The sequence below is a fragment of the Ensifer sp. B1-9 genome, from assembly GCF_050474445.1.
GTDB lineage: Bacteria > Pseudomonadota > Alphaproteobacteria > Rhizobiales > Rhizobiaceae > Ensifer.
In genome coordinates, this window is sequence record NZ_JBCHVG010000002.1 from 128,440 (window position 1) to 152,358 (window position 23,919).

A 23,919-nucleotide genomic window follows, 5' to 3' on the forward strand; every position below is an offset into this window, starting at 1 on the left:
AGAAATGAAAAATCGGGCGATGGACAACTGACATGACTTATACGGAAAATCTCTGGCTCTTCTTCACCTTGCTTTTCGGCATCATCATCGTGCCGGGCATGGATATGGTCTTCGTTCTGGCCAACTCGCTGACGGGAGGGCGGGCCTCGGGCCTGTCGGCGACGGCCGGTATCATGGCCGGCGGCGTGCTGCACACGCTCTATGCGGCGCTCGGTGTCAGCGTCATCCTCCACCTCGTGCCCGGACTCTTCAACATGCTGCTCGTCGTGGGGGCGGCCTACATCGCCTGGATCGGTCTTTCGCTCGTCAGGAGTTCGATCACCATCGGCGGAATAGAAGGCTCGGGGAGGCTCTCCCGCTGGGCGAGCTTCCGGCAGGGTGCGCTGACGAGCCTGATGAACCCGAAGGCCTATCTCTTCATGCTGGCGGTCTATCCGCAGTTCCTCAAACCGCAGTTTGGGCCAATCTGGTCGCAGGCCCTGGTCATGGCCGCAATGATCGCGACGACGCAGCTCACGATATATGGCGGCCTGGCACTCGCGGCCGGCCGCGGCCGCGATTTCCTGGTGGGCAGCCCCGGCGCAACAGTGTGGATCGGTCGCGCCGCCGGCGCCGTGCTCATTCTCGTCGCGGTCTTCACCATCTGGCAGGGCTGGGCGAATTGACGTTCATCATGCGTAACGGCCGAAGTATAAATATGAATACAAAAGTCATGTTTATTCGATTGATCGGTCGAAAGCCCGGAAAACAAGGCGGCCATTCGAAATTCTGTTGTCGTAACAAGCACATCAAAAAAATGTTACTTCCGCAGAATACTCAAGATGACATCATGCCGCCGCATTGGACATGAAGGCCAGCCAGGCAGATTTGCCAAACCGATTTGATTGACCGGGAGATCCTGATGAAAATACGCGCATTCATGTTGGCTGCCGCTCTTGCGGGCCTGGGTGTTACTGCCGTGACGGCAGCCGACGAGCCGCAGGTGGTTCGCCAGCAGGCGATGAAGAAGGTGGGGGCGGCAACCGGTGCACTTGCCGGGATTGCCAAGGGCGAGAAGCCCTATGACGCGGAGGTCGTCAAGGCGTCGCTGACGACGATCAGCGAAACGATGAAGACCTTCCCCGAGCATTTCCCGGCCGGTTCCGAGACGGGCCACGAGACCGAGGCGAGCCCGAAGATTTGGGAAAACATGGACGACTTCAAAGCCAAGGCCGCCAAGCTCGGCACCGATGCTGCGACGGTTCTGGCACAGCTTCCCGCTGACCAGGCGGCCGTCGGTACCGCCCTGGGCGGCATCGGCAAGGATTGTGGCAGCTGTCATGAGACTTATCGCCTGAAGAAGAATTGATGGGCGGCGACGCCGCATCATGTTGACAAGAGAGGCACGCGACTTCGAGCCGCGTGCCTCGATGTGTATTTGGGGCCAGTCCGCTTGCGGCTACAGCGCCGCGCGTCTCATCAGACGCGCAAAGGTCGCTGTAGAACTTTGATTTGCTGCACGAGGGGTGACAATGGGTCGTCGCACGAGAAAGCTGATTTCGGGTCTTGTGGTGCTGGGTGTTGTCGGTGGGGCAGCCTTCTGGTGGCTGACGAAGCCGGCGCCGTGGAGTGCTTCTCATTGGGAGGGGCTCGGCGAGCCTGATCTCGCCAATGGCGAACAGGTCTTCTGGGCCGGCGGCTGCGTGAGCTGTCATGCCAAGCCAGGCGCCGAAGGTGACGCCCGCCTCGTGCTCTCCGGCGGCGCACCGCTGAAGAGCCCGTTTGGTACCTTCCATGCACCGAACATCTCGCCTGACGAGACCGCCGGGATCGGCGGGTGGACGCTTGCCGATTTCGGCAACGCGATGACCCGCGGTGTGGGACGCGATGGCGAGCATCTCTATCCGTCCTTCCCCTATGGCTCCTATGCGCGCATGACGGCGAAGGACGTCAACGACCTCTGGGGTTACATGAAGAGCCTGCCGAAGAGCGCCGACGTGGCGCCGCCGCACGAACTGCCGTTCCCCTACAACATGCGGATGGCGCTCGGTGCCTGGAAGCTGCTGTTCCTCACCGACAAGCCGCGTGTCAGCGTTGCCGGCAACGATCCGAAGCTCACGCGCGGCCAATATCTCGTCGAGGGGCCGGGCCATTGCGGCGAATGTCACACGCCCCGAAATGCGCTTGGCGGCTTCGAGCCTGACCAGTGGCTTGCGGGTGCGCCGAACCCGGAAGGTAAGGGCCGAATCCCCGACATCACGCCCGGCTCCAAGAGCATTGGTAGCTGGAGCGCCTCGGACATCGCCTCCTATCTGGAAACCGGTTTCACCCTGGAATTCGATTCCGTCGGAGGCTCGATGGTCGAGGTGCAGAAGAACATGGCGAAACTGACGCCGGCCGACCGGGAGGCGATTGCCGCCTATCTCAAGGCGGTTCCGGCGCTCTGACGCTTGATCTTGGCTGCAAGGCGCGCTCAACTCCGTGAACCGTCGAGGAGGAGATTGAATGCGCCCACACGAAACCGTGCCCTATGACCAATGGATCGAACGCAGCCCCGAGCAGATGGCGACACGCGCCGCCGACTTCTATGAGGAGATCAACCGTCGGCGCACCACACGCTATTTCAGCGATCGCGCGGTGCCGCGGGAGGTGATCGAGACCTGCCTGAAGGCGGCCGGCACGGCGCCGAGTGGCGCCAATCATCAGCCCTGGCATTTCACCGTCATCGAGAGTGCCGCAATCAAGGCCGAGGTGCGCCGCGCGGCGGAAGAGGAGGAGCGCATCTTCTATCGGGATAAAGCGCCGCAGGAATGGCTCGACGCCCTGGCGCCGCTGGGCACGGACGAGGACAAGCCTTTCCTTGAAACCGCTCCCTACCTGATCGTCATCTTCTCGCAAAAGCGCGGCGGCCCCAATCCGGGGGACCTGAAAAAGAACTACTACATCAATGAGAGCGTCGGCATCGCCACGGGCATCCTGATCACGGCGCTGCACCATTCCGGGCTCGCGACCCTCACCCACACGCCAGCGCCGATGAATTTCCTCAACGAGATCTGCGGCCGGCCGGAAAGTGAAAAGCCGTTCCTGATCCTGGTTGTCGGTCATCCCGCCCCGGATGCGACCGTTCCGGTCGCCGGCAAGGTGAAGAAGCCGCTCGACCAGATTGCGAACTGGCTCTAGCGCCAGTCCATCCCCTCCGACCCGTGTCCCCAGTCACGCTTCTCAGCCGACGCTGGCACTTTCGTTCACCCGATGCTCATGTCCGTAAAGGGCCAGAAAGTCGTCGAGTTCCGGTGAGCCAAGACCAAGGCCGCGCAGGATCTCGGCGGCAAAACTGATCGGTGCGGTTCCTGCGGCGGTGACGACATGGCCGCTGCGCAGCGCCTGCGACTGATCGCGATAATGCGGCCCACCGCGATAGCCGGGCAGCGCCGCAAGGCTTTCGGCGCTGTTGCCGGTGTGGTTGATGCTATTGAGAAGACCGCTTGCGGCGAGCGCGTTGACGCCGCCGCAAATGGCCGCGACCACGCGCTTGTCGCGGTCGAAAGCGCGGATCGTCGCTGAGAGATCAGGGGCCTCACCGGTCTCCCAGATCGAGCCGCCGCAGATCACCAACCCGTCGAAACCCGCAGGATCGAGCGAGTCGATCGACAGATGCGCCGAGACGTCGAGGCCACCCATCGACGTCACGCGGGCACCGTCGGCAGTGGCAACATCGATGTCTACGCCGAGATGGGTGCGCGCCGCCGCCATCAACAGCGCACATTCCCAATCGGCGAAGCCTTCACAGAGCACGATTGCAAGGCGCATCGTTCCGTCCTCATCCAAGCTTCTGCATATAGCGCATGCCGGTCACCGGACGAGGCACGAAGCGTTCGGATTCGTAGAAATGATGCGCCTGGAAATTGCCGGTGGCGGCGCTGACCGAAAGGAAGTCGCAGCCGGCCATCTTCGCCTGCTCGCGCGCCTTGGCAACGAGGTGACGGCCGATGCCGGTGCCGCGGCTTTCAGGGCGAACGAAGAGGTGATGCAGTTCCATGCCGCGTGCGCCCTCGGCGGCCCGGTAGATCGGCACCAGGATCGCGTAGCCGATCAGCCGGTTGCCAGCCTCGGCAACGAGCGCGGTGATCCAGGGCGTGCGGCCGAAGAGGTCGCGCTCGAGCTGTTCCGGCGTGATCGGCGCGGCATCGCCATGGTGGGCGGCCAGTTCGGCGATCATCTCGCGCAGTTCCGGCAGGTCGCGCTGCTTGGCGCAGCGGATCGTGACCATCGGCGGCCGCGTCGACGGGACAGGATGAAGGGTGGGGATGGCGGTCTGTAGCATGTCGGCTCCTCGGGTTCTCTCGCCATCAGGAGCCGGAAAAACAAAAGCCGCCTGATGGCGGCCTTGTTGAATATGATCAGCAGGCCGCTCCTATTGGAACAGCCAAAAATACACGCGGCAAATGGGTGCGTTCTTGATCATGGGCGCTAGATTGTTCGTTTTCGCCACTTTGTCAACGGGGATTTTTCGCGCAGTCGATTATCCGCTGCGATCTCAGTGCTCGCTCTCGCACATGGAGTGGTCGGCCAAAGCCCGGATCACATAGCAGTCACCCACCGTGTGATTGCCGTCGCAGGCGACGATGCGTTCCAGTTCGTGCTCCAGCTTCTTCAGCCGGGCGATCTTTTCGCGAACGGTCGCCAGATGTTCGCTGGCAATCCGGTCGGCTTCGCCGCACGGGCGTTCCGGATGCTGGCTGAGGGCGAGCAGATCCCGGATCGAATCGATAGACAGACCGAGATCGCGTGCGTGACGGATGAAGGCCAGTCGCTCGAGTTCGCTTTTCTCGTAGCGCCGCTGGTTGCCTTCGGAACGCTCGGGCGCCGCGATCAGCCCCATCTGCTCGTAATAGCGAATGGTCGGAATTTTCACGCCGGTGCGCCGCGAGAGATCGCCGATGGAATACATGTTCGCCTCAAACCTATAGCTTCTGGAGCAATAGATAATTGCGTGCAGCCTTGTGTCAATGGCGGGGTGAGGGAAGGGCCCGCCTGCGCCCTTCCGAATGCGGAGGCTGTCGCCTCTGCATCAATCCCGGCCTGGCTTAGCCGCGGTCGGGTTCCTTCCCGAGGAACGAGAGCAAGACCTCGTCGAAGAGATCGCTTTCCTCCAGTTGCGGCGTATGCCCGCTCTTCTCGAAGGTTCGCACCGTCAGGTCCGCGAAGCTTTCCCGGTACTCGTCCCAGGTAGAGGCGGGGGCGACGAGATAGTCCGATCGGCCAAGCGCAAGCAGCACAGGCGCCGTCAGTGCGTTCAACCCTTTGCGGATATCGATGTCGCGAAAGACCTCGCCCCACAGATGATCGAAGACCGCGTTGTTGACGGTGACGTCGCGCCAGAGGGGTGCGGCGTCGAAGTCCGCCTGATGCCAACTCTTCGCGCCAAGCCGGATCAGCAGCGATTTGAACCGCTCCTCCGGCCGTGCGGCGATGTCGGCACCGAGCTTAGCCATTTCCCGCGAAGATTGCCTTGCGCTCCGGCGACGCGGTCTCTTCCCAGACCTGGTCGGCGAGCGCCATGTGGCGGGCCGAATGGCTCGGTCCGGTCCCGACCATGACGACATGGCTGATGCGCTCCGCCTGCCGCTTGGCATATTCGAGCGCCATGTAGCCGTGACCGGAGTGGCCGAGGATCGCAAAACGCTCGAGACCGAGATGGGCGCGCAGCCGGTCGATGTCGGCGAGCACCGTCTCGAAGCCGATGTCGCCAGCGGAGTATTCGGTCCGGGCCGGCGCAAAGCCGCGATGGTCGACGAAGATCAACCGCAGCTTTTCGCGAAGCGTCCTGGAGAAGGTGCGTGGATAGTAGATGGCGCTGCCGATGACGAGCAGCGGCATGCCGCTGCCCTCGATCGTATAGCCAAGGTCGAAGGGGCCGGCGCGAAGGCTGGATTCGGAAACGTATCCGTCTTTGGTTGTCATGAAGATGATCCCAGCGGTGGCCGGTGAGCGGTCATATCGACGTCAGGCGTTTACGCGGCCAGAAAAAGCCATGCCAGAAGCCGCCGAAAGGCGGTCATGGCGTCGGTGATTTTCTGTCGGTGAGCGTCGCTAACGGATCAGGCGCACGGGTCTTGGTCCTTTCCTGGGAACCGCTGAATACCATTTTTGGTCAGGGCAGGACAAGTCGCACGCGTTCTGTCCGAGACCTTGCGGCAGTCGGTCAGGCGTTGTCACTGCCGCCGTCGGCGATGTCGGTAGCCGCGTTGTCACGCTGCTTCTCGACGCCCATCGCGCGTTCGATCGCCTGGCGGATTTCGTCCTCGACCGCCTTGCGCTGGTCGGCGTCCATGGCCTTCAGGTCTTCTTCGCTGAGACCAAGCGATTCGAGGATTTGCGCGCGGATCTGCTCCTCCAGGCTCATCTTCGCCCGCTTCAGGAACTCGTCGCTGACCGAATTGCCCGAGGGAGCGGCCCCTTCCTTGTCCGTGATCGAGGCCGTGCCGGGTTCGCCGCGGGTTGCGGTCGCCCACAAGGCGTTGGAGAGCGCGTTCGACGTCGACGGCGGTGCGATTGTCGGGGGAAGCCGCGGGCGCGTATCGGCGCCGGTCTCTTCGATCGGCGAAACCGTACCCATCTGCTGGCGGCGCTGGGAGAAGTAGTAGCTTGAGATGCTGTTGTCGATCTTCATGGGAATCCCCCGGAATCTGTCGTCCGGGGGAAGCTGCTTTTGCGGGCTTGCGTGGAGCTTGCTTCTGCAACCTTCTAGCGAGAATTAGGGACGCTTCTCGCGCGTCAGGGCAGGGCGTAGGCGATGATGTAGTCGCCCGGCCTGGTGCCGACCGAACCGTGGCCTCCGGCGACGATCAGCACATATTGCTTGTCGCCGACCGCATAGCTCATCGGTGTCGATTGCCCGCCGGCGGGCAGGCGTGCCTCCCAGAGCTGACGGCCGGTCGTCAGGTCATAGGCGCGCAGATAATCGTCAACCGCAGCACCCAGGAAGGCGACGCCTCCCTTGGTGATCATCGGTCCGCCGATGCCCGGCACGCCCACCTTGAACGGCAACGGCAGCGGCGTCATGTCTTCGACGGTGCCGTTCTTGTGCTTGTAGGCGATCTTGCCGGTCCTGAGGTCCGCTCCGGCGACATAGCCCCATGGCGGCGCCTGGCAGGGAATGCCGAGCGGGCCGAGGAAGGGACCCATGAAGACGCCATAGGGTGCGCCTTCGTTGCGATTGAGGCCTTGTTCCGACCCTTTCTCGTCCTGCCCCCTTGGCGGAATCTGATCACGAGGCACGAGACGCGAGGTGAAGGCGAGATAGGTCGGCATACCGAACATCACCTGCCGCTCCGGATCGACGGCGACGGAGCCCCAATTGAAGGTGCCGAAATTGCCGGGGTAGACGAGCGTCCCTTCGATCGACGGCGGCGTGTAGCGCCCCTCGTATTTCAGCGACCGGAAGGCGATGCGGCAGGCAAGCTGGTCGAACAGCGTGATGCCCCACATGTCCTTCTCCTGCAGCGGCGCAGGCATGAAGGTGAGGCCCGAGACCGGCTGCGTCGCTGCGCTGAAATCCTCGGGGATCGCTCCGCCCGGCGCCTGAACCTCTTCGACGGGGATGATCGGCTCGCCGCTTCTGCGGTCGAGCACGTAGATATCGCCCTGTTTCGTCGGCCCGACCAGCGCCGGCACCACGGTGCCGTCGTCCTTGGTGATGTCGAGCAGAGCCGGCTGCGCCGGCACGTCCATGTCCCAGAGGTCGTGATGCACGGTCTGGCGGACCCAGCGCATCGCGCCGGAGTTGATGTCGAGCGCGACGATCGAGGACGAATATTTCTCGACGTGTTCGCTGCGCCCCATGCCGAGCTGGTCCGGCACCTGGTTGCCCATGGGGATATAGACCAGGCCAAGCGCTTCGTCATAGCTGAACACCGACCAGCTATTCGGAGAGTTGGTCGTGTAGGTCTGGCCCTCGGGAAGCGGCGTCGTCACATCCGGATTGCCGCTGTCCCAGTTCCAGATCAGCGCGCCCGTGTTGATGTCGAAGGCACGGATCACGCCGGATTGTTCCTGGGTCGAATAGTTGTCGTTGACGGCGCCGCCGATGATGAGCTTGCCGGCAACCGCCACCGGTGGTGATGTCGAATAGTAGTAGCCGGCCGGATTGTACTTCATGCCCGTTTCGAGACGCAGCACGCCGTTGTCGGCAAAGCTGGCGCAGACGGAGCCGGTTGCCGCGTCGAGCGCGATCAGGCGCGCATCGGAGGTCGGCAGGTAGACCCGCTCGGCGCAGGGGCTGCCGGGTGCTGCGGCCGGGTCGGCCCAATAGGTGACGCCGCGGCAGGTCTGATGCTGGCGGTCGGGGTTCATACCCGAGTTGGAATCATATTTCCATTTCTCCTCACCGGTCGCTGCATCGAGCGCGATCGCCCAATTGTGCGGCGTACAGGCATAGAGCGTGTCTTTCACCTTGAGCGGCGTGACCTGATAGGTCGTCTCCCCGACGTCGTCGGGCCGTTTGACGTCGCCGGTCTGGTACTGCCAGGCAACCCTGAGGGCGCCGACGTTGTCCGGCGTTATCTGATTGAGGGGCGAGTACCTTTGACCGAACGGCGTACGCCCGTACTGGTGCCATTCGCCCGGAGGCACCGAGCCTCCGAGCGGCGGACTGGCGGCAACGATATCGCTTGGCAGATCTCCGCGAATGTCGTGCGGGTCCTGCGTCAGCGCATACCCGGCCACGCCGATCGCGATGAGCACGGCGATCGCCAGCGGCCAGCCGCTCACCGCGTAGCGCTCGCCCGTTGGGCTCTCGAAACCAAGCGGCCGGCGAACGGCCGGCAGCAGCAGCCAGAGCCCCAGAAGCACGATGACACCGCCGCGCGGGCCGAGCTGCCACCAGTCGAAGCCGACCTCGGAGACCGCCCAGCCGAGCGATCCGAGGACGATGAACGCGTAGAGCCAGATCGCCGCCGATTTGCGCATGAACATGAGCACGGCCGTCAGCACGAAGCCGATCCCGACGACGAGATAGTAGGGGCTGCCGCCGAGCATCAGCAGCTTGGCTCCGCCACCGCCGAGCACGAGGCCAATGAGAGCGAAGACGATGGCCGTCAGGATGAGCATGATGGAAACTCCCGCATTGAAGAAAGGTGCCGCGGCACGGTTTTTTCCATAACGCCGGTCCCGTTCGGGGCCGCGTGAGACAGGTCTGTTTCGGAGTTGGCGGTCGCAAGCGAAGTCGCGGCAGCCGGGTGTGGAAAGGCGCGCCTGGCACCCTTACCGCTAGCACCTAACGCGCCGCACATGCCTTTCAATAGTCACAATTCCGCAACGCGGAAATTTAGCGGTGTGCAATGGGGTTGCGCTCAAGCTTAAGCGATAATTGAACACGAGGCCGATGCCGGCATGGCCTCACCCGCTGGCGAGCCGTGTCATCGCGCCGTGAAAAAACAAGAAGATAGAACGTTTCGGTGAATCAGGACCAGAAGCAACTGGCCGGATCGCTTCGAGCTGGCGCAGCTTCAGACGACTGTCACGTGCCGCAGAAGGTCCGTAGGACTTCTTCTTCGGGCTTCGGCGGCTCCTGGTAGGCAGCAAAGCGCGGCTGGTCCTCGTAGGGCTTTGCGGTGACCTCGACGAGCGCCTCGAACAGCGAGAAATCGCCGTCATCGGTTGCCGCTGCAATCGCCTGTTCGATGCGGTGATTGCGGGGGATGTAGGCGGGATTTGCGGCCTTCATCGCGCTCGAGCGCGCTTCGGGCGTCGCCATTTCGCGGGAAAGCCGCTGGCGCCAGTTCTGAAGCCATGGCTGGATCGTCTCGGCCGAGGCGAAAGTAGCGCTGAGCGTTGCATCGCCTGCCGGATCGCGGGCACTGTCGGAAAGCCGCCGGAAGGTCAGGGTGAAATCGGCCTCGCCCTTGTGCATGGCCGTCAGCAGTGCCTGCACGAGATCAAGGTCGCCTTCTTCGCTCGTGACCAGCCCGATCTTGGCCCGCATGCCATCCAACCAATGGCGCTGGAAGATTGCGCCGTATTCGCCGAGCGCATCATTGGCCAGTTCCACCGCCGTGTCCGCATTATCGTCGAAGAGTGGCACCAGCGTCTCGGCGAGGCGCGCAAGGTTCCATTGGCCGATGCCGGGCTGGCTCGCATAGGCATAACGGCCGATCTGGTCGATCGAGGAGAATACCTTCTTGGGGTCGTAGGCATCCATGAAGGCACAGGGGCCGAAATCGATCGTCTCGCCGGATATCGTCATGTTGTCGGTGTTCATCACGCCATGGATGAAGCCGACATGCAGCCAGCGGGCAATCAGTTCCGCCTGGTGCGCTGCCACCGCCTTGAAGAAGGCGAGATAGGGCCGCTCATGGTCCTTGATCTCGGGATAGTGCCGGTCGATCGCGTAGTCGGCGAGGATTTTCACGGAAGCCATGTCGCCGCGCGCGGCGAAAAACTGGAAAGTGCCGACGCGCAGGTGGCTCGCTGCGACGCGCGTGACGATGGCGCCGGGCAGGATCTGCTCGCGATAGACCGGCTGGCCTGTGACCACGGCCGCGAGCGCCCGTGTCGTTGGGATACCCAAGGCAAACATCGCCTCGCTGACGATGTATTCGCGCAGCACCGGCCCGAGCGCCGCGCGCCCGTCGCCACGCCGCGAAAAGGGCGTTTGGCCCGGTCCCTTCAACTGGATGTCGCGCCGCGTTCCGTTGCGGTCGATCACCTCGCCGAGCAGGATCGCCCGGCCGTCGCCAAGCTGCGGCACGAAGGTGCCGAACTGATGCCCGGCATAGGCCATGGCGAGCGGCTTGGCGCCAACGGGCACACGGTTTCCGGAGAAGATCTGGGCACCTTCGCGCTCGAGCATGGCGACGTCGAGCCCGAGCTCCTCGGCGAGCGGCTTGTTGAGCTTGATCAGCCAGGGCTCCGCGACGGGCGTCGGCTCGACGCGCGCAAAGAACTGTTGCGGCAGCCTTGCATAGCTATTGTCGAAGGCAAAGGCTTCGGCATTTCCGGTCGGTGAGGGGGGAGCATAGTTCATGATCAGCGGTCAACGGCGTCTGCCGGGATTGCCCGGGGCCGTCCTTTCCGCCCAAGTCTACACGAGATCACGATGATTTTGCGCCGACTCGAGCAAAAATCATCGTGATCGATTCTTGGAAGCTGGAGCGGGATGCGGGCGGAAATCGCTCCGGCACCGTGGCTTTCGTGTGAGCGGCGGCGCCCTCCCGCGATCAGTCGCGAGAGGGCCGGGAGGGCGAGGCCCCGTGCCTCAGGCGCTAAGCGCCGTCGGTGGAAGGCAGGCCTCGCAGATTGCCGCGATATGGCGATGATCGGTGCCGCAGCAGCCACCGAGGATGCGCAATCGTGGCAAATGCGCCGTCAGTGTTCTATACCGCCGCCCGAGGTCGGCGGGATCACCGGCATCGAGCGTTTCGCTGTCGTCGAGCTCGGTGTGGCTCATCATCGAGGCATTGGCCCGGATCCCGGCGATGCGTTGCGTCCAGGTGGCTTGGGCGTCGAGAACCGTTTCGAAATGGCTCGGATGGGCGCAGTTGATCATGTAGTAATGCGGATAGCCGCCGGTCGCAGCGTCGACGGTCTCGACCGCAGCCTGAAGCGTGCGGCCGTCCGGCAGACGACCATTTGTCTCCACCGTGAAGGAGATGGCTGAGGGCATGCCGTGGCTCTGAGCGGCCCGGGCGATGCCGATCGCTTCGTCGATGCTGGTCAGCGTATAGGCGCTGACCATATCCGCCTCGCTGGCCGCAAAGGCCGAGATTTGCGGCGAATGATAGTCTTCGGCCTCGTCTGGACTCATACGGCCCAGGCGGTAGCCGTCGCCACGCGGACCGATCGCTCCGCTGAGCACGATCGGTGCCTGTGGGCGCTCGTATTCGGAGCGCAGTTCCGAGAGGATGTAGATGGCGTTCTGGTTTGTGACCGCCAGCGCCTCGTCATTATAGCCGAGCTTGACGCCCCAGTCCGAGCTTGCGCGCCAGGTGGGCGTATCCAGCACGAAGCCGGTGCCATGTTGCTGGGCGATCGCGAGATAGCGTGTGTAGTAGTTCAGCAGCCGCCGCCGCCCATCGGCGGTTGAAAGCAACACGAAGGCTGCGAAATGCGGAAGCGGGACGCCTTCGTGGAAAATCAGCGTCGTCTCCATGCCGCCGTCGCTCAGGAACAGCCCACCCTTCAAGAGTGGCAGGCTCCGTCGGTATTTGGCCATGTCGGTCTCCACCGGTTCAGTCTTGCTGATGGGCTCGGGGACGCCTCCCTTCCCGCAGAACCAAGTAAATTACTGCCTTTTTATCGTCTTCTAAACTAGACGACTTAAGGTATACTATTGCTAATATATCCGCATATTGTAGCGAAATCAGTAACTTACTGCGTTGGTTCCGTCACGGCGTCGCCGGCTGGTGGCCCCTTCGTTGTCGGAAACCGCACCAATGGTAGGGCACCGGCTAATGCGAAAGGGTGAGGAAACGCGAGCGAGAATCCTCGACATCGCGGAGGCGGCGGTGTTGGCGAAGGGTTTCGGCGCGACCTCGATCGACGAACTGATCGCCGAGATCGGCATTACCAAGAGCGGTTTCTTCTACCATTTCCGCGACAAGAACGAGCTCGCACGGGCGCTGCTTGAACGCTACATCGAGAACGACGAGCGCATCTACGACGAGATCTTTGGTCGGGCCCATCAATTGGCCGACGATCCGCTCCAGGCTCTCCTGCTCGGCTTGAAACTGCTATCCGAAACGCTGTCCGACCTGCCGAACGGCCACCCCGGTTGTCTGGTCGCGGTGATGTGTACCCAGGAACGCGCCTTCGATCGCGAGATCCAGGAGATCAACCGGCAGGCGGCGCTGATGTGGCGCCGGCGCTTCGGCGCGATGTTCGAGGAGATCATGCGCGTTTATCGGCCGCGCGAACCGCTGGATGTCGATCAACTCGCCGACATGGTTTCGACGGTGCTCGAAGGCGGCATCATTTTGTCCAAGGCGTTGAAGCAGCCGGAGAGCCTGCCGCAGCAGTTGCTCGTGCTCAGATCCTTTGTCCGGCTGCTATTCCAGCCGGTGACCGCCTGAGGGATGCCGCGCGAAAGGGCGAAGCGGTCTTGCGACAACAGAAAACGCGCCTCAGTCCGGCTAGAGAAAACGGATTAATCTTCCATTTCGAGCGCCAGAGCAGCGAGCTTGCGCACCGTGTTGAGGTTGCGGGCGGTGCCGGATTTCGCCGCCGGCAGCTTGAGTTTCGAACGGCCGGAACCGTTCGGAAAATGGATGTAGATTTCGCTTCCAGCCAACCGCGCTTCCTCGCCATCCGGGGCGACCAGCTTGTCGAGTGCGTCCGCCGGTGCGGGCTCAGAAAGGAAGACGACGTGCAGCAGGTTGGGTTGAGCGTCCGGGAACGGTGCGCGATCGGCGATCGCCTGCAATTGTGCGCCGGTCCGGATCATCACGCCCGGCGCCTTCCCGAGTTTTTCCTCAAGGGCGTCGTCCAGCATCGCTGCTGCTTTCGCTGCCGGCAGATCCGAGCGGAACAGCACGTTGCCGCTCTGGATGTAGGTCTTGACGTCGGCAAAGCCGAGCCCCTCGCAGATCGCCTTGAGGTCGGCCATCGCAAGCGATGTTGTGCCGCCGACATTGACGGCACGGAGCAGGGCGACATGAACGGGCATGCGGGACCTCCTGGATCACGACGATGTTGGGCCGGATCGCGCCAAAATCATAAACGTGATCGATCGTCATGGGTTAGAGCGGGGTGCGGGCGGAAAGCCGTGAACACTTTTCCTCATCCCGCTCTGCTTACATCTTGCCGGCGACCTTGATGGCGAAGGCATACTCGAAGGCGATCTCTTCGAGCCGCTGGAAGCGTCCCGAGGCACCGCCATGGCCTGCATCCATATTGGTCTTCAGCAGAATGGGCTCGATGCCGGTGGTCTTTTCGCGCAGCCGCGCCACCCACTTCGCCGGCTCCCAATAGGTGACGCGCGGATCGGTCAGGCCGCCGAGAGCGAGGATCGCCGGGTAGGACTTGGCGTCGACGTTGTCATAGGGCGAATAGCCGGCGATGATGTCGTAGAATTCACGGCTTTCGATCGGATTGCCCCATTCCGGCCACTCCGGTGGGGTGAGCGGCAGGGTGTCGTCGAGCATGGTGTTGAGCACGTCGACGAAGGGCACGGCGGCGATGATGCCGGCGAACTTCTCCGGCGCCATGTTGGCGATCGCGCCCATCAGCATGCCGCCGGCCGAGCCGCCCTCGGCGACGATCTTCGCATAGGACGTGAACTTCTGTTGATTCAGATAGTCAGCGGCGGCGATGAAATCCTTGAAGGTGTTGGTCTTCTTGGCCATCTTGCCGTCTTCGTACCAGGCAAAGCCGCGATCCTTGCCGCCGCGGATATGGGCGATGGCATAGACGAAGCCGCGGTCGGCAAGCGACAGGCAATTGGTGTTGAAGCCGGCCGGAATGGTGATGCCGTAGGCGCCGTAACCATAGAGCAGGCACGGAGCCGAGCCGTCGAGCGGCGTGTCCTTGCGGTAGAGCAGCGTCACCGGCACTTCGGTGCCGTCCCAGGAGGGAGCGAAGACGCGCCGGGTGACATAGTCGTCCCGGTTGTGGCCGGAAGGCACTTCCTGGGTCTTGAGCAGCGTGCGCTCGCGCGTCGCCATGTCGTAGTCGAAGAGCTGCGACGGCGTCGTCATCGACGAATAGGAGAAGCGGATGACATTGGTGTCGTATTCGGCGGCCCCGGAAAGGCCGAGCGAGTAGGCCTCTTCGGCAAAGGCGATTGCATGCTCTTCGCCGGTCTGCCGGTCGCGGATGACGATCTCCGGCAGGCCTTCGCGCCGCTGCAGCCAGACGAGATGGCGGGCATAGGCCATGTGACTGAGGATGAGCGTCCCCGGCTTGTGCGGCACGACCTCGCGCCAGTTTTCCTTGCCCGGCGCGTTGACCGGCGCCTCGACGATCTTGAAGTCCTTGGCACCGTCGGCATTGGTCAGGATGTAGAAGACGTCACCGCCTTCGGTCATCGAATATTCGAGTCCTGTGACGCGTCCGGCAACAAGCTTCGGTTCTGCCGTCAGGTCACTGGTCGAGAGCAGCCGGTATTCGCTGGTCTCGTGATCGTGGATGTCGATATAGATGAAATCGTCGAGCAGCGAACCACCGACCGACATGAAGAAGCCGGGATCATCCTCTTCGTAGACCAGCCGGTCGTCCGCTTGGCTGGTGCCGAGCACGTGGTGGAAGATCTTCGACGGGCGATGGTTGTCGTCGAGCACGGTATAGAAGAAGCTCTTGCCATCGGGCGCCCACGCGCCGCCGCCGCCGGTATTCTCGATCACGTCGGCCAGATCCTGGCCGGTGGCGAGATCGCGGACCCTGAGCGTGAAGTATTCCGAGCCCTTGTCGTCGTAGCCCCAGATGCCGAGGCCATGATCGGTCGAATGGTCGAGGCCGGCGAGGCGGAAATAGGCCTTGCCTTCCGCCTCCTTGTCGCCGTCGAGCAGGAGCTGGCGGATCGCCTCATCCTTGTGGTCGCCGTCGCGGGGAATGCGGAAGTAGCGTGGCTGCTCGCCGCCGGTGACATAGGCGTGGCCATAGGCATACGGACCGTCCTTGACCGGTATCGAACTGTCGTCTTCCTTGATCCGACCGCGCATCTCGGCAAACAGCGTCTTTTGCAGCGGCTTCGTGTCGTCCATGGCCGCGTTCATGTAGGCATTTTCGGCTTCGAGATGCTTGCGGATTTCCGGGTCGAGGATCGAGGGATCCCGGAACATCGCCTGCCAATTGTCCGCGCGCAGCCAGGCGTAATTGTCCGTGCGGGTAATGCCGTGGCGCGTATCGCTCACCGGCTTCTTCACGGCGACGGGAGCTTTGGGGAGGTTGCTGAATACGGACAAGATGCGTCTCCGGGATCGATGCGGCGGGAGACATTGAGATAGAGAGCCTGGCGATAGCGATCAAGCGCAAAGGCAGAAGCGGCCGCGTGTTCGCCGTTGTCTCGGGCTGCGTTCCCCCTTGCGATCGGGGGGAAGGCTTACGTTTTCGTCTTCACCTGCCGCCGATACTCCTGAACTGCTGCCCGCCGATACCCCGTCTTCGAGCCCCCTTCGTCGTTGACGACAAAGGGGGCGGGATCCTGTTGAGCAGCAAGCAGGTCGGGCACGCCCTGACCAGGGCGCCCTTCTCCTTATTGCGCGGGCTTGATGTCGTAGTGGAAGACCTTGGCGATGATCTGCCAGCGCCCGTCTACGTAGACGAGAGACAGCAGGTCGGTAAAAGCCCTTTCGCCGATGGCGCATTGCACTTTCGCGAGCGCCGTCACCGGCCCTGCGAATTCGATCGAGAGGATACGGTCGGCGCGTTCCTCGCCACGGCTGGCCGGTGAAGGGCGTCCGTCGACGATCGGAAAGTACCTGTCCATGTCAAGCTCGAGCAGGGTGCCGTCCGTTGCCGTGGCGTAGAGCGCCTTCGGATGGAACACCTGTCGGAGAATACGGGTATCGCTCCGGTAGAGCCCGTCGAAATAATGTTGCAGCATCTCGACGACGGCGGCGAATTCTCGATCGGTCGACAGGCCGCTCATGCCGCGATCAGCCCCTCGCTCTGCATGGCCGCGCGCACTGCCGGCCGTTCGGCGATCCGTTGCACATAGGCTTCAAGATGCGGCCAGGGAGAGAGTGAGATGCCGGTCGCGCCGCTCCAGTTGACGACGGTGAAGAGATAGGCATCGGCGACCGAAAAGTCCGCGCCGAGCAGATAGTGGCGCCCGTCGGCGAGCAGGCTTTCGACATTGCCGAAGCGTTTGGCCACTTGCGCCTTTGCTGCCTCCTTTGCCTCAGGGCTTGCCGCACCGTTGAACAGCGGCGCGAAGGCCTTGTGCAGTTCGGACGAGATGAAGTTCAACTGTTCCTGCAGGCGGGTGCGTTCCAGCGTGCCGTTAGCCGGCGCGAGCTTTGCCTCCGGAAAGCGATCGGCGATGTATTGCACCACGGCTGCACCCTCGGTGACGACATCGCCGCTCTCCAGCACCAGGGCCGGTACATAGCCCTTGGGGTTGATTGCCTTGAAATCGGCTCCGGCTTCGGTGAGATGCGTCTTCGTATCGACCTTGACGATCTCGAAGTCGGCGCCGGCTTCGCGCAGGCTAATATGGGGGGAAAGCGAGCAGGCGCCGGGGGCGTAATAGAGCTTCATGAGCAAGTTCCTTCCTGAAATGACTGCCCCTTGTCGGGACGGCGGAACCTAAGCGGAAGCGATAACCTTTGTATATCAGATAACCTTATGTTACCTCCTTTTCCGGTTTCCCGTCGGTAACTGGTAAATTTTGTCGATGAGCTTGAAAATTCGGAAAAATCGGGCCCCGGCCTTGCCGCCCAATTGCCCGGTGGGCGAGTGCATGGTGCTGCTCGGTGGTGCCTGGACGCCGAACATCCTCTGGTCCTTGAGTGCAGGCCCGCGCCGCTTCAGCGAGCTCAGGATCGACGTTCCCGGCATTTCGGCAAAAGTGTTGAGCACACGCTTGAAGGAACTCGAGGAGAAGGGGGCGATCGACCGGCGGATTGTCCCGACCTCGCCGCCCTCCGTGGAATATAGCCTCAGCGATCTCGGCCAGGAGTTCATTCCGGCAATCCATGCCATCGTCGAGGTCGGTTACCGGCTGAAGCAGCGGCGTGCGGCCGAGCAGTTGCCTGCCGAAGCCGCGGCGCCGACTGCCGCGCCCGCTGCTGCCGCCGGCGCGTGAAACCTACCAACGCCCTTTCAGCGATTGCGCGGCGTGCTCGATGAACGCCCGGACCTTCGGGGTTTCCGCCTGGCGGTCGGCAAAGCAGGCGTAGAAGTCGAAGGGCTCGTGGTCGGTGTTGGCCACCCCCTCGCGTGGCAGGCCGCCGAACAGCGGCACGACCAGGCCACGCTCGATCAGCGGCGCGGCGATGAAGGCGCCGAGGCGGGTAATGCCGGCGCCGGCGATCGCCATTTCCGCCAGCGTATCGATGTCGTTGCTGACGATCGTCGCCTTCAGTTCCGGCTCGAAGCGCAGGCCGTCGCGGGTGAATGCCCAGCGAAAGATACGCCCATGCCCGGCATAGCGATAGACGAGGCAATCGTGGTGGATGAGGTCTTCCGGCCGTTGCGGAAGGCCACGTCGCTCCAGATAGGACGGCGCCGCGCAGATCATCATCGGCACTGACGCAAGCTTGCGCGCGATCAGGCCCGGTTCCAATTGCAGGCCGAAACGCACGCTGATGTCGATACCTTCGCCGATATGGTCGATCTCGCGGTCGGTGACGACGAGTTCGATCGAAACATCGGGATACTTTGCGGCGAAGGACGGCACCAATGGCGCCACCACGTGGCGACCGAAGGCGACGGAGGAGGCGATCTTGAGGGAGCCACGCGGCTCGGCGTTGAGCGCGGAGACGGCGGCTGCGGCGAGCTCCAGTTCATGAACGACGCCGCGCACCCGCTCGTAATAGATCCGGCCGCTCTCGGTCAGGCCGAGCTGGCGTGTGGTGCGGCTCAAAAGCCGGCTGCCGAGCGTTCGCTCCAGGCGCGCGATGTTCTGGCTTGCCGAGGCGGGGGTGATCCCGAGCTTTCGCGCGGCCGCGGCAATGCTGCCTTCCTCGACGCTTCTGACGAAACTCTCCACTCCGCGCAGCGTGTCCATAAGTCTACCCATCGAATGCTTGCACCTATTCGATAGTTTTGCCTATTTCTGAAGGAGCCTGCAATGGCCTACTTCGCTGGGCCGCTATCCGTATAGTGCGCTCCGAAGCGAGGGGATGGTCCTCTCGGTCATTTCGGGAGAGCTTCTGATGGAAGATACCCTATCGGCTCCGCGGATCGCGCGTCGCCGCAAGCTGCCGCCCCGAGCGGTGCCCGTCGCCTTTGCCTTCTTCATGTCGGCGATCATGGCGTTTCTGATGTGCTGCGTCATCGTTGGCGCAAATACAGGGATTGATGCCGGCTATCCGGCCCGCGTGCTCAGTTCCTACGGGCTGGCGATGCCCGTCGCCTTCATCTGCGTGCTGCTCGTGCGACCGTTGGTTGCCAGGCTGGTCGGCGTCGTCTGCCGTCTGCCCGGCTGAGCGAAGCACCGTCCCGGAAAGCCGGGACGGGCAGTTCTGTGTATCGCGATCGGATGAAGCGGAAGAGCGATAAATCGCGAGCGTGGCTGGCAAACAAGATATCCCGCTCAGTTGCTCCCGTATGAAGCGCGACGTTGCTTTGTTTTCGTCGGAGCGGGGGATCGTGAACAATACACATGGCTGACGTCGGAGGTCGCGGCCCCGACACGCTGGGTCGGCGACGACATCGAGGCGGTGCTGCAGGCCCGGCAAAAAATACGGCCGCAGTGCACGAGGCGGCTGCGGCCGACGAGTTACCGCAAACTCCATTCGTCTGCGGCCCGGGAGAGAGGGGTCAGGCGACCAGCTTGAGGCCGATGCCCCAGGGGTCGATGAGGCTGTAGCCATCGCCGGCGCGGCTGACCGGAATTTCCAGCGCATCGAGCTTGGCCAGCGCCGCCGCGAGTTCCGCCGGGTCCTTGTACTGGATCGTGTAGTCCGAAAGCCCGGTCATGTGGTCTTCGCGCTTCGGCGCGCCACGCGAATTCCAGATATTGGCGGCGACGTGGTGGTGATATTTGCCCGAGCCGAAGAAACTGGCGCCCGGATAGCGGGCCATCAGCCCGAGACCCAATACGTCGCGGAAGAAGGCATCGGCCTGAGGAATATCGGAGACCTGCAGATGGATATGGCCGATCGCGGTTCCATCGGCCATCCCGTCCCAGTCATCCTTGGGCGCTTCGTCATAGAGCGCCTGGAGATTGAGCGGCAGCGTGTCCATGCCGACGGTGCCGTCGGGCTTGAAGCTCCATTCGGAGCGGGGCCGGTCACGATAGACCTCGATGCCATTGCCTTCGGGATCGGCGAGATAGATGGCTTCGCTGACCAGATGATCGGAGGCGCCTTGCAGCCGGATGTTGTTGTGCGCGGCGTGGGCCAGCCAGCGAGCGAGTTCTTCCCGGCTCGGCACCAGAAAGGCGTTGTGGAAGAGGCCCGGCGCATTGCGGGGTGCCCTGGCGGCGTTGCCTTCGGTCGTCAGGCTGAGGAGCGGGCGGCCGGCGACGCCGAGTGTCTCGCCGCTTTTGCTGGTTTCGATCGGCTTCAAGCCGATGATCTTCTGGTACCAGGCCGAAACGACGGGCAGATCCTGGACGACCAGGTGTGCGTGGTCGACATGCGCCGGCATGGCAATGGCGTGGTCCTTCGGGATATCCGTCAAGTCTGCCTCCTTGGGCGTCGAAACTGCAGCCGGTCTGCCGGCCCAGTTTCGTTGAAACTGTTGTTGGGAATATGGGCCGGAGCGTCCGTTCACGGAAGCCCGTCAGTCGCTTGATGTTGTGTTCGATGAGCGTTGACAGTGGTTGCCGTCGCCCTACCTCCACTTGTGTAGGGTCACGCGAGCGCGGCGCTTTCGATTTGATTTCAATCAAAGCCGGGAAAGCGGTCGAGGCGCAATCTCCAGACGAGGGATTCGCCCGCCACATCTGGCGCGGCGATCCGTGAGGGCAACAGAAGGAGTACAGCATGTACAAGAAGATCATCGTCCCGATTGCCATGGACCAGCTCGAGCACGGTGAATCTGTGCTGGGCATCGCCGAGAAGCTGATCGACGACGGGGGCGAGATTGTCCTGCTCAATGTAGTCGAGGATCTGAATGCCTATGCGCAGGGTTACATGATCGTCGATTTCCCGCTGGAGATGGTCGAGGAATCCCGTAAGCAGGCAAAGAAGACGCTCGAGGCCATGAAGACCAAGCACGGGATCAACGGGCGTGTCGAAATTCGCACCGGCGGCGCTGCCGGTACGATCAACGCCTTCGCAAGCGAAGAGAATGCCGATCTGGTGATCATCGCCTCCCACCGGCCGGGGCTGATTGATTACTTCATCGGCTCGACCGCGAGCCGCGTGGTCAGCCATTGCCCCTGCGCCGTACTCGTCGACCGGTAATCTGCCAACAATAAGAGCGGCTGCGGCGCGATCTTGCGCCGCCATCGCCGAGGAGTCTTCAGATGGACAAGTTTGCGCTTGACGATTTTCGCAGCCGCCTCGCTCACCGCAAGGAGGAGCTGCAAGGGCGACTGGTCAAGATCGAGCACGATCTCGATGAGCCGATGAACGCCGATGTGCCGGACCGCGTGACCGAGCGGGAAGGCGACGAGGTTCTGGAAGGCCTCGGTCTTGCCGGTCAGGAAGAGATCCGCGCCATCGACGCGGCACTCGACCGGATCGCCGCCGGCACCTTCGGCACCTGCGTCCGCTGCGGGCTGCCCATATCGTCGGCGCGCCTGCAGGCCGTTCCCCATGCGCCGCTCTGTCAGGAATGTGCGGCGGAAGTTACCCGTGGCGCAAGATGATCCATCGAGTGATCGCCGCGCCAGCGGCGATCTTTCGATTGTCATCTTAGTTCCAGCTTCAGTCTCGGCAGAAAGCGTCCCGGGATGACGGTCGACGCGATGACGCCGTCATCGACTGCGCCCATGCGGCGATAGAAGTCGGCAGCACCCGGGTCGGCGTCGATCGTCATCGCCTTGGCGCCACGGCTGATCGCCGCCTCGACACACCAGTCGAAGAGGCTCCGGCCAATGCCGGCGGCGCGGGCGTCGGGCTCGATGAAGAGCTTGTCGAGTTCGGCGATCTGGCCATGGGAGCGAACCTGCGCCAGACCGAGGATCCGTTCACCATCGACGGCGATCTGCAGATCGGAATCCTTCCAGTCTCGGCCGTCAGCGTCAACGCCGGACGGCACGCCTCCAGAAAGGCGGCGTCGTATCCCCACACCGCCTTCGACCGCAGGCAGAGGTCGCTGAGCGCGGCCGCCAGTTGCGGCTCCGGGGTGCGTAAGACTGACATGGTTCTCCTCCTGATCGGCACGTCATCCTGTGCGCCCCATGTGGTCGTGACCGGGCCCGCAAACAAGGTCCCATGCACTTCGCAGACATGTCATGCGATTGTTGTAATGCGTTGCAAAAGTTGATGCTTTCGGCACGCTACCCTATCTTTGCGGCAGCTCGGGGCTGTGGCAGGATGACGATGGCGGCGCGACAGAACGGGCGCGTGACGGAAAGAAGGACAGAGACCCCGGGGAGAGGGATTGCGTGGAATTTGCTGGCGTCAAATGGAACTATGATCGCTCGGAACTGATTGCCGACGGCATCGTGCACGGCATCGGCCTTGCCGCCGCGCTGGTCGGTGTCACCGCGCTGATCTTCTATGCGACGCTCTGGAGCACCAGCGGCCAGCTTGCCGCCGCCGCCGTCTACGGGGCGGGGCTGCTTGCGACGCTGTCGATCTCGTTTCTCTACAATCTCTACCCGATCTCGCGCACCAAATGGTTCCTGCGCCGCTTCGACCATTCCTCGATCTTCATCTTGATCGCGGCGACCTATACGCCATTCCTGCAGCGCGGGCTGGACGACCCGTTCCTGTTCGTGATGCTGATCGGTATTTGGGCGATCGCCGCCCTCGGCGTTGCGATCAAGTGTCTGTTCCCCGGCCGGTTCGACCGGCTGGCGATCCTGCTTTATCTCGCGATGGGCTGGAGCGGCGTGCTCGCCGCCGGGCCGCTCCTGTCGGCGCTGACGGCAACGACGCTGGTGCTGATCCTGATCGGCGGAATCATCTATTCCGCCGGCGTCATTTTCCATGTCTGGGAAAAGCTGCGCTTCCAGAACGCGATCTGGCACGGCTTCGTCGTGACCGGTGCAGCCGTGCATTATTCGGCCGTGCTGACCTGCTATAGCGCCGCGTCCTGAACCGTGGTCAGTTTGGCGCTTCGCCCGCAGCGGCAGCGACAGGCGGATGCTGACAGCCTTCCGATGGCCTCAGCGCTTCCGCCATGCGTGAGATCACGCCGTCGAAGCTGGTGAGCCGGCTCTTGCGGTACTGCAGGCGGAAATAGGCAGCGCTGCCGTCGCAGAGCGCGATGGCACGCGTATAAAACACCTCTTCGCCACGGACACCCGAAAAGCTTGCCCAGGCGGTCGTCACGCGCGAATAGGCGATCCGCCAGTCGCTCTCGCGCTCGTAGCCGATGCGGTCGTTGACGTCGGTTTCGAAGTCGCCATCAAGCAATGTGCTGCCAAAGACCGAAAGGGTCGCGCCATTGTCGTTGGCATGGAAGCTGGCGCCGTCGCCATTGTCGCCCTGGCTCTGCAACTCGAAGCCAGGCGGTATGTCGAGCACGTAGCCGAAACGCGCATTGGCATAGGGTACCCAGTCGTCGGCGGCCGTCGCTCCCACGGCCGACGAGAGCAGGAGAGTGAGTGCTGTCAGTATGCGCAGCATGCGGACCTCCTCTCGCTTGCTCGACAGATAGTCTAGATAGCGCGGCCCCGGCGCAAGGCCTGTTCCTAATGGAACACCAGACCCCATGCCACTCCTTCCGCGCGTCGGTGTCAATCCTCGGTAAACGTCATCGCATGGCCGTTGAGGCAATAGCGAAGTCCCGTCGGCGGCGGGCCATCCGGGAACACGTGACCAAGATGGGCGTCACAATCGGCGCAGCGGATCTCCGTGCGCACCATGAAGTGCGAACGGTCCTCGATTTCCCGGATCGCCTGGTCGTCGATCGCAGCGAAATAGCTCGGCCAGCCGCAGCCGGAATCGAACTTGGTGTCCGAGCGGAAGAGAGCCCGGCCGCAACAGACGCATTCATAGGTGCCGGTCCGCTTGTTGTTGAGGAAAGGGCCGGTGAACGGACGCTCGGTACCCTGCTGCCGGGTGATGCGGTATTGTTCGGGCGAGAGCATGGCCCGCCATTCCGCATCGGTCTTCACCACCTTGGGCGTCTTTACAGTCGTCATGGAAGATCTCCTGTCGTTGCGGCGACTATATAGGAATGCTGCCGGAAGCGCGCAATCGACGTGTCTCGCCT

28 protein-coding genes are annotated in these 23,919 nt (G+C 62.9%); 10 read left to right on the top strand and 18 right to left on the bottom strand.

What is annotated here, in order from left to right; genetic code table 11:
- Positions 1-32 precede the first annotated feature (32 nt).
- The 4 genes from ACQ5BM_RS03820 (at position 33) to ACQ5BM_RS03835 (ending at position 3,159) form a co-directional block, all read left to right on the top strand.
- Complete coding sequence (locus ACQ5BM_RS03820; protein WP_429808003.1) at positions 33-665, top strand: LysE family translocator; 633 nt, start codon at positions 33-35, stop codon at positions 663-665.
- 236 nt (positions 666-901) lie between these two features.
- A complete protein-coding gene (locus ACQ5BM_RS03825; protein ID WP_429808006.1) occupies positions 902-1,348 on the top strand; it encodes a c-type cytochrome in 447 nt (148 codons plus the stop codon).
- A gap of 163 nt (positions 1,349-1,511) precedes the next feature.
- Complete coding sequence (locus ACQ5BM_RS03830) at positions 1,512-2,426, top strand: c-type cytochrome (protein WP_429808009.1); 915 nt, start codon at positions 1,512-1,514, stop codon at positions 2,424-2,426.
- 58 nt (positions 2,427-2,484) lie between these two features.
- Positions 2,485-3,159 carry a nitroreductase family protein gene (locus tag ACQ5BM_RS03835; protein WP_429808011.1) on the top strand — a complete coding sequence of 225 codons (675 nt, stop codon included), beginning with the start codon at positions 2,485-2,487 and terminating at the stop codon, positions 3,157-3,159.
- A gap of 42 nt (positions 3,160-3,201) precedes the next feature.
- Here the strand turns inward: ACQ5BM_RS03835 and ACQ5BM_RS03840 are convergent, their stop codons facing one another.
- The 9 genes from ACQ5BM_RS03840 to ACQ5BM_RS03880 all read right to left on the bottom strand — a co-directional run bounded on the left by ACQ5BM_RS03840 (position 3,202) and on the right by ACQ5BM_RS03880 (position 12,193).
- Positions 3,202-3,789: a DJ-1/PfpI family protein gene (locus ACQ5BM_RS03840; RefSeq protein WP_429808015.1), complete on the bottom strand. Its 588-nt coding sequence runs from the start codon at positions 3,787-3,789 to the stop codon at positions 3,202-3,204.
- 10 nt (positions 3,790-3,799) lie between these two features.
- Complete coding sequence (locus ACQ5BM_RS03845; RefSeq protein ID WP_057250477.1) at positions 3,800-4,303, bottom strand: GNAT family N-acetyltransferase; 504 nt, start codon at positions 4,301-4,303, stop codon at positions 3,800-3,802.
- Between the two features lie 213 nt (positions 4,304-4,516).
- Entirely contained in the window at positions 4,517-4,930 is a 414-nt protein-coding gene (locus ACQ5BM_RS03850; RefSeq protein WP_429808019.1) for a MerR family transcriptional regulator, read from the bottom strand.
- A gap of 136 nt (positions 4,931-5,066) precedes the next feature.
- Positions 5,067-5,474, bottom strand: a complete 408-nt coding sequence (locus ACQ5BM_RS03855; protein ID WP_429808021.1) for an alpha/beta fold hydrolase — start codon at positions 5,472-5,474, stop codon at positions 5,067-5,069.
- Positions 5,467-5,943: an alpha/beta fold hydrolase gene (locus ACQ5BM_RS03860; RefSeq protein ID WP_429808024.1), complete on the bottom strand. Its 477-nt coding sequence runs from the start codon at positions 5,941-5,943 to the stop codon at positions 5,467-5,469. Before ACQ5BM_RS03860 ends, ACQ5BM_RS03855 begins: the two co-directional genes overlap by 8 nt.
- Positions 5,944-6,184: 241 nt before the next feature.
- Positions 6,185-6,652 (bottom strand): hypothetical protein, encoded by a 468-nt coding sequence (locus ACQ5BM_RS03865; RefSeq protein ID WP_429808026.1) that lies wholly within the window; start codon positions 6,650-6,652, stop codon positions 6,185-6,187.
- Between the two features lie 104 nt (positions 6,653-6,756).
- Positions 6,757-9,090: a glucose/quinate/shikimate family membrane-bound PQQ-dependent dehydrogenase gene (locus tag ACQ5BM_RS03870; RefSeq protein WP_429808029.1), complete on the bottom strand. Its 2,334-nt coding sequence runs from the start codon at positions 9,088-9,090 to the stop codon at positions 6,757-6,759.
- Between the two features lie 409 nt (positions 9,091-9,499).
- The gene (locus ACQ5BM_RS03875; protein ID WP_429808032.1) at positions 9,500-11,005 is read right to left on the bottom strand and encodes a protein adenylyltransferase SelO; all 1,506 of its coding nucleotides are present in this window, start codon (positions 11,003-11,005) and stop codon (positions 9,500-9,502) included.
- Positions 11,006-11,236: 231 nt separating this feature from the next.
- Complete coding sequence (locus tag ACQ5BM_RS03880; protein WP_429808035.1) at positions 11,237-12,193, bottom strand: homocysteine S-methyltransferase family protein; 957 nt, start codon at positions 12,191-12,193, stop codon at positions 11,237-11,239.
- Between the two features lie 238 nt (positions 12,194-12,431).
- Between ACQ5BM_RS03880 and ACQ5BM_RS03885 the strand changes: the two genes are divergently transcribed.
- On the top strand, positions 12,432-13,049 hold the full coding sequence (locus tag ACQ5BM_RS03885) for a TetR/AcrR family transcriptional regulator (RefSeq protein WP_429808038.1): 618 nt from the start codon (positions 12,432-12,434) through the stop codon (positions 13,047-13,049).
- 74 nt (positions 13,050-13,123) lie between these two features.
- Here the strand turns inward: ACQ5BM_RS03885 and ACQ5BM_RS03890 are convergent, their stop codons facing one another.
- The 4 genes from ACQ5BM_RS03890 to gstA all read right to left on the bottom strand — a co-directional run bounded on the left by ACQ5BM_RS03890 (position 13,124) and on the right by gstA (position 17,175).
- Positions 13,124-13,642 (bottom strand): DUF1697 domain-containing protein, encoded by a 519-nt coding sequence (locus tag ACQ5BM_RS03890; RefSeq protein WP_429808040.1) that lies wholly within the window; start codon positions 13,640-13,642, stop codon positions 13,124-13,126.
- A gap of 127 nt (positions 13,643-13,769) precedes the next feature.
- On the bottom strand, positions 13,770-15,878 hold the full coding sequence (locus tag ACQ5BM_RS03895; RefSeq protein WP_429808043.1) for a S9 family peptidase: 2,109 nt from the start codon (positions 15,876-15,878) through the stop codon (positions 13,770-13,772).
- 290 nt (positions 15,879-16,168) lie between these two features.
- Positions 16,169-16,564: a nuclear transport factor 2 family protein gene (locus ACQ5BM_RS03900; protein WP_429808046.1), complete on the bottom strand. Its 396-nt coding sequence runs from the start codon at positions 16,562-16,564 to the stop codon at positions 16,169-16,171.
- A complete protein-coding gene (gene gstA / locus ACQ5BM_RS03905; protein WP_429808049.1) occupies positions 16,561-17,175 on the bottom strand; it encodes a glutathione transferase GstA in 615 nt (204 codons plus the stop codon). The genes ACQ5BM_RS03900 and gstA overlap by 4 nt, the downstream gene beginning before the upstream one ends.
- A gap of 136 nt (positions 17,176-17,311) precedes the next feature.
- On the opposite strand from gstA, the gene ACQ5BM_RS03910 reads away from it, so the two are divergent.
- The gene (locus ACQ5BM_RS03910) at positions 17,312-17,722 is read left to right on the top strand and encodes a winged helix-turn-helix transcriptional regulator (RefSeq protein ID WP_429808051.1); all 411 of its coding nucleotides are present in this window, start codon (positions 17,312-17,314) and stop codon (positions 17,720-17,722) included.
- A 3-nt stretch (positions 17,723-17,725) separates the two neighbouring features.
- Here ACQ5BM_RS03910 and ACQ5BM_RS03915 read toward each other — a convergent pair whose 3' ends face one another.
- Positions 17,726-18,658 carry a LysR family transcriptional regulator gene (locus ACQ5BM_RS03915; RefSeq protein WP_429808053.1) on the bottom strand — a complete coding sequence of 311 codons (933 nt, stop codon included), beginning with the start codon at positions 18,656-18,658 and terminating at the stop codon, positions 17,726-17,728.
- Between the two features lie 136 nt (positions 18,659-18,794).
- Between ACQ5BM_RS03915 and ACQ5BM_RS03920 the strand changes: the two genes are divergently transcribed.
- Entirely contained in the window at positions 18,795-19,067 is a 273-nt protein-coding gene (locus ACQ5BM_RS03920; RefSeq protein ID WP_429808055.1) for a DUF2798 domain-containing protein, read from the top strand.
- Between the two features lie 334 nt (positions 19,068-19,401).
- On the opposite strand, the gene ACQ5BM_RS03925 is transcribed toward ACQ5BM_RS03920, so the two are convergent.
- A complete protein-coding gene (locus ACQ5BM_RS03925; RefSeq protein ID WP_429808921.1) occupies positions 19,402-20,232 on the bottom strand; it encodes a VOC family protein in 831 nt (276 codons plus the stop codon).
- 338 nt (positions 20,233-20,570) lie between these two features.
- On the opposite strand from ACQ5BM_RS03925, the gene ACQ5BM_RS03930 reads away from it, so the two are divergent.
- Both ACQ5BM_RS03930 and ACQ5BM_RS03935 read left to right on the top strand, forming a co-directional pair.
- Positions 20,571-20,993 carry a universal stress protein gene (locus tag ACQ5BM_RS03930; RefSeq protein WP_429808057.1) on the top strand — a complete coding sequence of 141 codons (423 nt, stop codon included), beginning with the start codon at positions 20,571-20,573 and terminating at the stop codon, positions 20,991-20,993.
- A gap of 62 nt (positions 20,994-21,055) precedes the next feature.
- Positions 21,056-21,400: a TraR/DksA family transcriptional regulator gene (locus ACQ5BM_RS03935; RefSeq protein WP_429808060.1), complete on the top strand. Its 345-nt coding sequence runs from the start codon at positions 21,056-21,058 to the stop codon at positions 21,398-21,400.
- A gap of 41 nt (positions 21,401-21,441) precedes the next feature.
- Here ACQ5BM_RS03935 and ACQ5BM_RS03940 read toward each other — a convergent pair whose 3' ends face one another.
- Positions 21,442-21,792 carry a GNAT family N-acetyltransferase gene (locus tag ACQ5BM_RS03940; protein ID WP_429808063.1) on the bottom strand — a complete coding sequence of 117 codons (351 nt, stop codon included), beginning with the start codon at positions 21,790-21,792 and terminating at the stop codon, positions 21,442-21,444.
- 349 nt (positions 21,793-22,141) lie between these two features.
- On the opposite strand from ACQ5BM_RS03940, the gene trhA reads away from it, so the two are divergent.
- On the top strand, positions 22,142-22,798 hold the full coding sequence (trhA, locus tag ACQ5BM_RS03945; RefSeq protein ID WP_429808065.1) for a PAQR family membrane homeostasis protein TrhA: 657 nt from the start codon (positions 22,142-22,144) through the stop codon (positions 22,796-22,798).
- 7 nt (positions 22,799-22,805) lie between these two features.
- Here the strand turns inward: trhA and ACQ5BM_RS03950 are convergent, their stop codons facing one another.
- Entirely contained in the window at positions 22,806-23,330 is a 525-nt protein-coding gene (locus tag ACQ5BM_RS03950) for a hypothetical protein (protein WP_429808067.1), read from the bottom strand.
- Between the two features lie 110 nt (positions 23,331-23,440).
- On the bottom strand, positions 23,441-23,848 hold the full coding sequence (gene msrB, locus ACQ5BM_RS03955; protein ID WP_247957925.1) for a peptide-methionine (R)-S-oxide reductase MsrB: 408 nt from the start codon (positions 23,846-23,848) through the stop codon (positions 23,441-23,443).
- Between the last annotated feature and the right edge of the window lie 71 nt (positions 23,849-23,919).

Coding starts and splice junctions, on each gene's coding strand:
- ACQ5BM_RS03845 (WP_057250477.1), bottom strand. CDS start 4,303: ATGCTACAGACCGCCATCCCCACCCTTCATCCTGTCCCGTCGACGCGG.
- ACQ5BM_RS03840 (WP_429808015.1), bottom strand. CDS start 3,789: ATGCGCCTTGCAATCGTGCTCTGTGAAGGCTTCGCCGATTGGGAATGT.
- ACQ5BM_RS03915 (WP_429808053.1), bottom strand. CDS start 18,658: ATGGGTAGACTTATGGACACGCTGCGCGGAGTGGAGAGTTTCGTCAGA.
- ACQ5BM_RS03910 (WP_429808051.1), top strand. CDS start 17,312: ATGAGCTTGAAAATTCGGAAAAATCGGGCCCCGGCCTTGCCGCCCAAT.
- ACQ5BM_RS03830 (WP_429808009.1), top strand. CDS start 1,512: ATGGGTCGTCGCACGAGAAAGCTGATTTCGGGTCTTGTGGTGCTGGGT.
- ACQ5BM_RS03825 (WP_429808006.1), top strand. CDS start 902: ATGAAAATACGCGCATTCATGTTGGCTGCCGCTCTTGCGGGCCTGGGT.
- ACQ5BM_RS03880 (WP_429808035.1), bottom strand. CDS start 12,193: ATGGCCAAATACCGACGGAGCCTGCCACTCTTGAAGGGTGGGCTGTTC.
- ACQ5BM_RS03900 (WP_429808046.1), bottom strand. CDS start 16,564: ATGAGCGGCCTGTCGACCGATCGAGAATTCGCCGCCGTCGTCGAGATG.
- ACQ5BM_RS03855 (WP_429808021.1), bottom strand. CDS start 5,474: ATGGCTAAGCTCGGTGCCGACATCGCCGCACGGCCGGAGGAGCGGTTC.
- ACQ5BM_RS03870 (WP_429808029.1), bottom strand. CDS start 9,090: ATGCTCATCCTGACGGCCATCGTCTTCGCTCTCATTGGCCTCGTGCTC.
- ACQ5BM_RS03860 (WP_429808024.1), bottom strand. CDS start 5,943: ATGACAACCAAAGACGGATACGTTTCCGAATCCAGCCTTCGCGCCGGC.
- ACQ5BM_RS03820 (WP_429808003.1), top strand. CDS start 33: ATGACTTATACGGAAAATCTCTGGCTCTTCTTCACCTTGCTTTTCGGC.
- ACQ5BM_RS03930 (WP_429808057.1), top strand. CDS start 20,571: ATGTACAAGAAGATCATCGTCCCGATTGCCATGGACCAGCTCGAGCAC.
- ACQ5BM_RS03865 (WP_429808026.1), bottom strand. CDS start 6,652: ATGAAGATCGACAACAGCATCTCAAGCTACTACTTCTCCCAGCGCCGC.
- ACQ5BM_RS03875 (WP_429808032.1), bottom strand. CDS start 11,005: ATGAACTATGCTCCCCCCTCACCGACCGGAAATGCCGAAGCCTTTGCC.
- ACQ5BM_RS03835 (WP_429808011.1), top strand. CDS start 2,485: ATGCGCCCACACGAAACCGTGCCCTATGACCAATGGATCGAACGCAGC.
- gstA (WP_429808049.1), bottom strand. CDS start 17,175: ATGAAGCTCTATTACGCCCCCGGCGCCTGCTCGCTTTCCCCCCATATT.
- ACQ5BM_RS03890 (WP_429808040.1), bottom strand. CDS start 13,642: ATGCCCGTTCATGTCGCCCTGCTCCGTGCCGTCAATGTCGGCGGCACA.
- ACQ5BM_RS03850 (WP_429808019.1), bottom strand. CDS start 4,930: ATGTATTCCATCGGCGATCTCTCGCGGCGCACCGGCGTGAAAATTCCG.
- msrB (WP_247957925.1), bottom strand. CDS start 23,848: ATGACGACTGTAAAGACGCCCAAGGTGGTGAAGACCGATGCGGAATGG.
- ACQ5BM_RS03925 (WP_429808921.1), bottom strand. CDS start 20,232: ATGCCGGCGCATGTCGACCACGCACACCTGGTCGTCCAGGATCTGCCC.
- ACQ5BM_RS03885 (WP_429808038.1), top strand. CDS start 12,432: ATGCGAAAGGGTGAGGAAACGCGAGCGAGAATCCTCGACATCGCGGAG.
- ACQ5BM_RS03920 (WP_429808055.1), top strand. CDS start 18,795: ATGGAAGATACCCTATCGGCTCCGCGGATCGCGCGTCGCCGCAAGCTG.
- ACQ5BM_RS03935 (WP_429808060.1), top strand. CDS start 21,056: ATGGACAAGTTTGCGCTTGACGATTTTCGCAGCCGCCTCGCTCACCGC.
- ACQ5BM_RS03950 (WP_429808067.1), bottom strand. CDS start 23,330: ATGCTGCGCATACTGACAGCACTCACTCTCCTGCTCTCGTCGGCCGTG.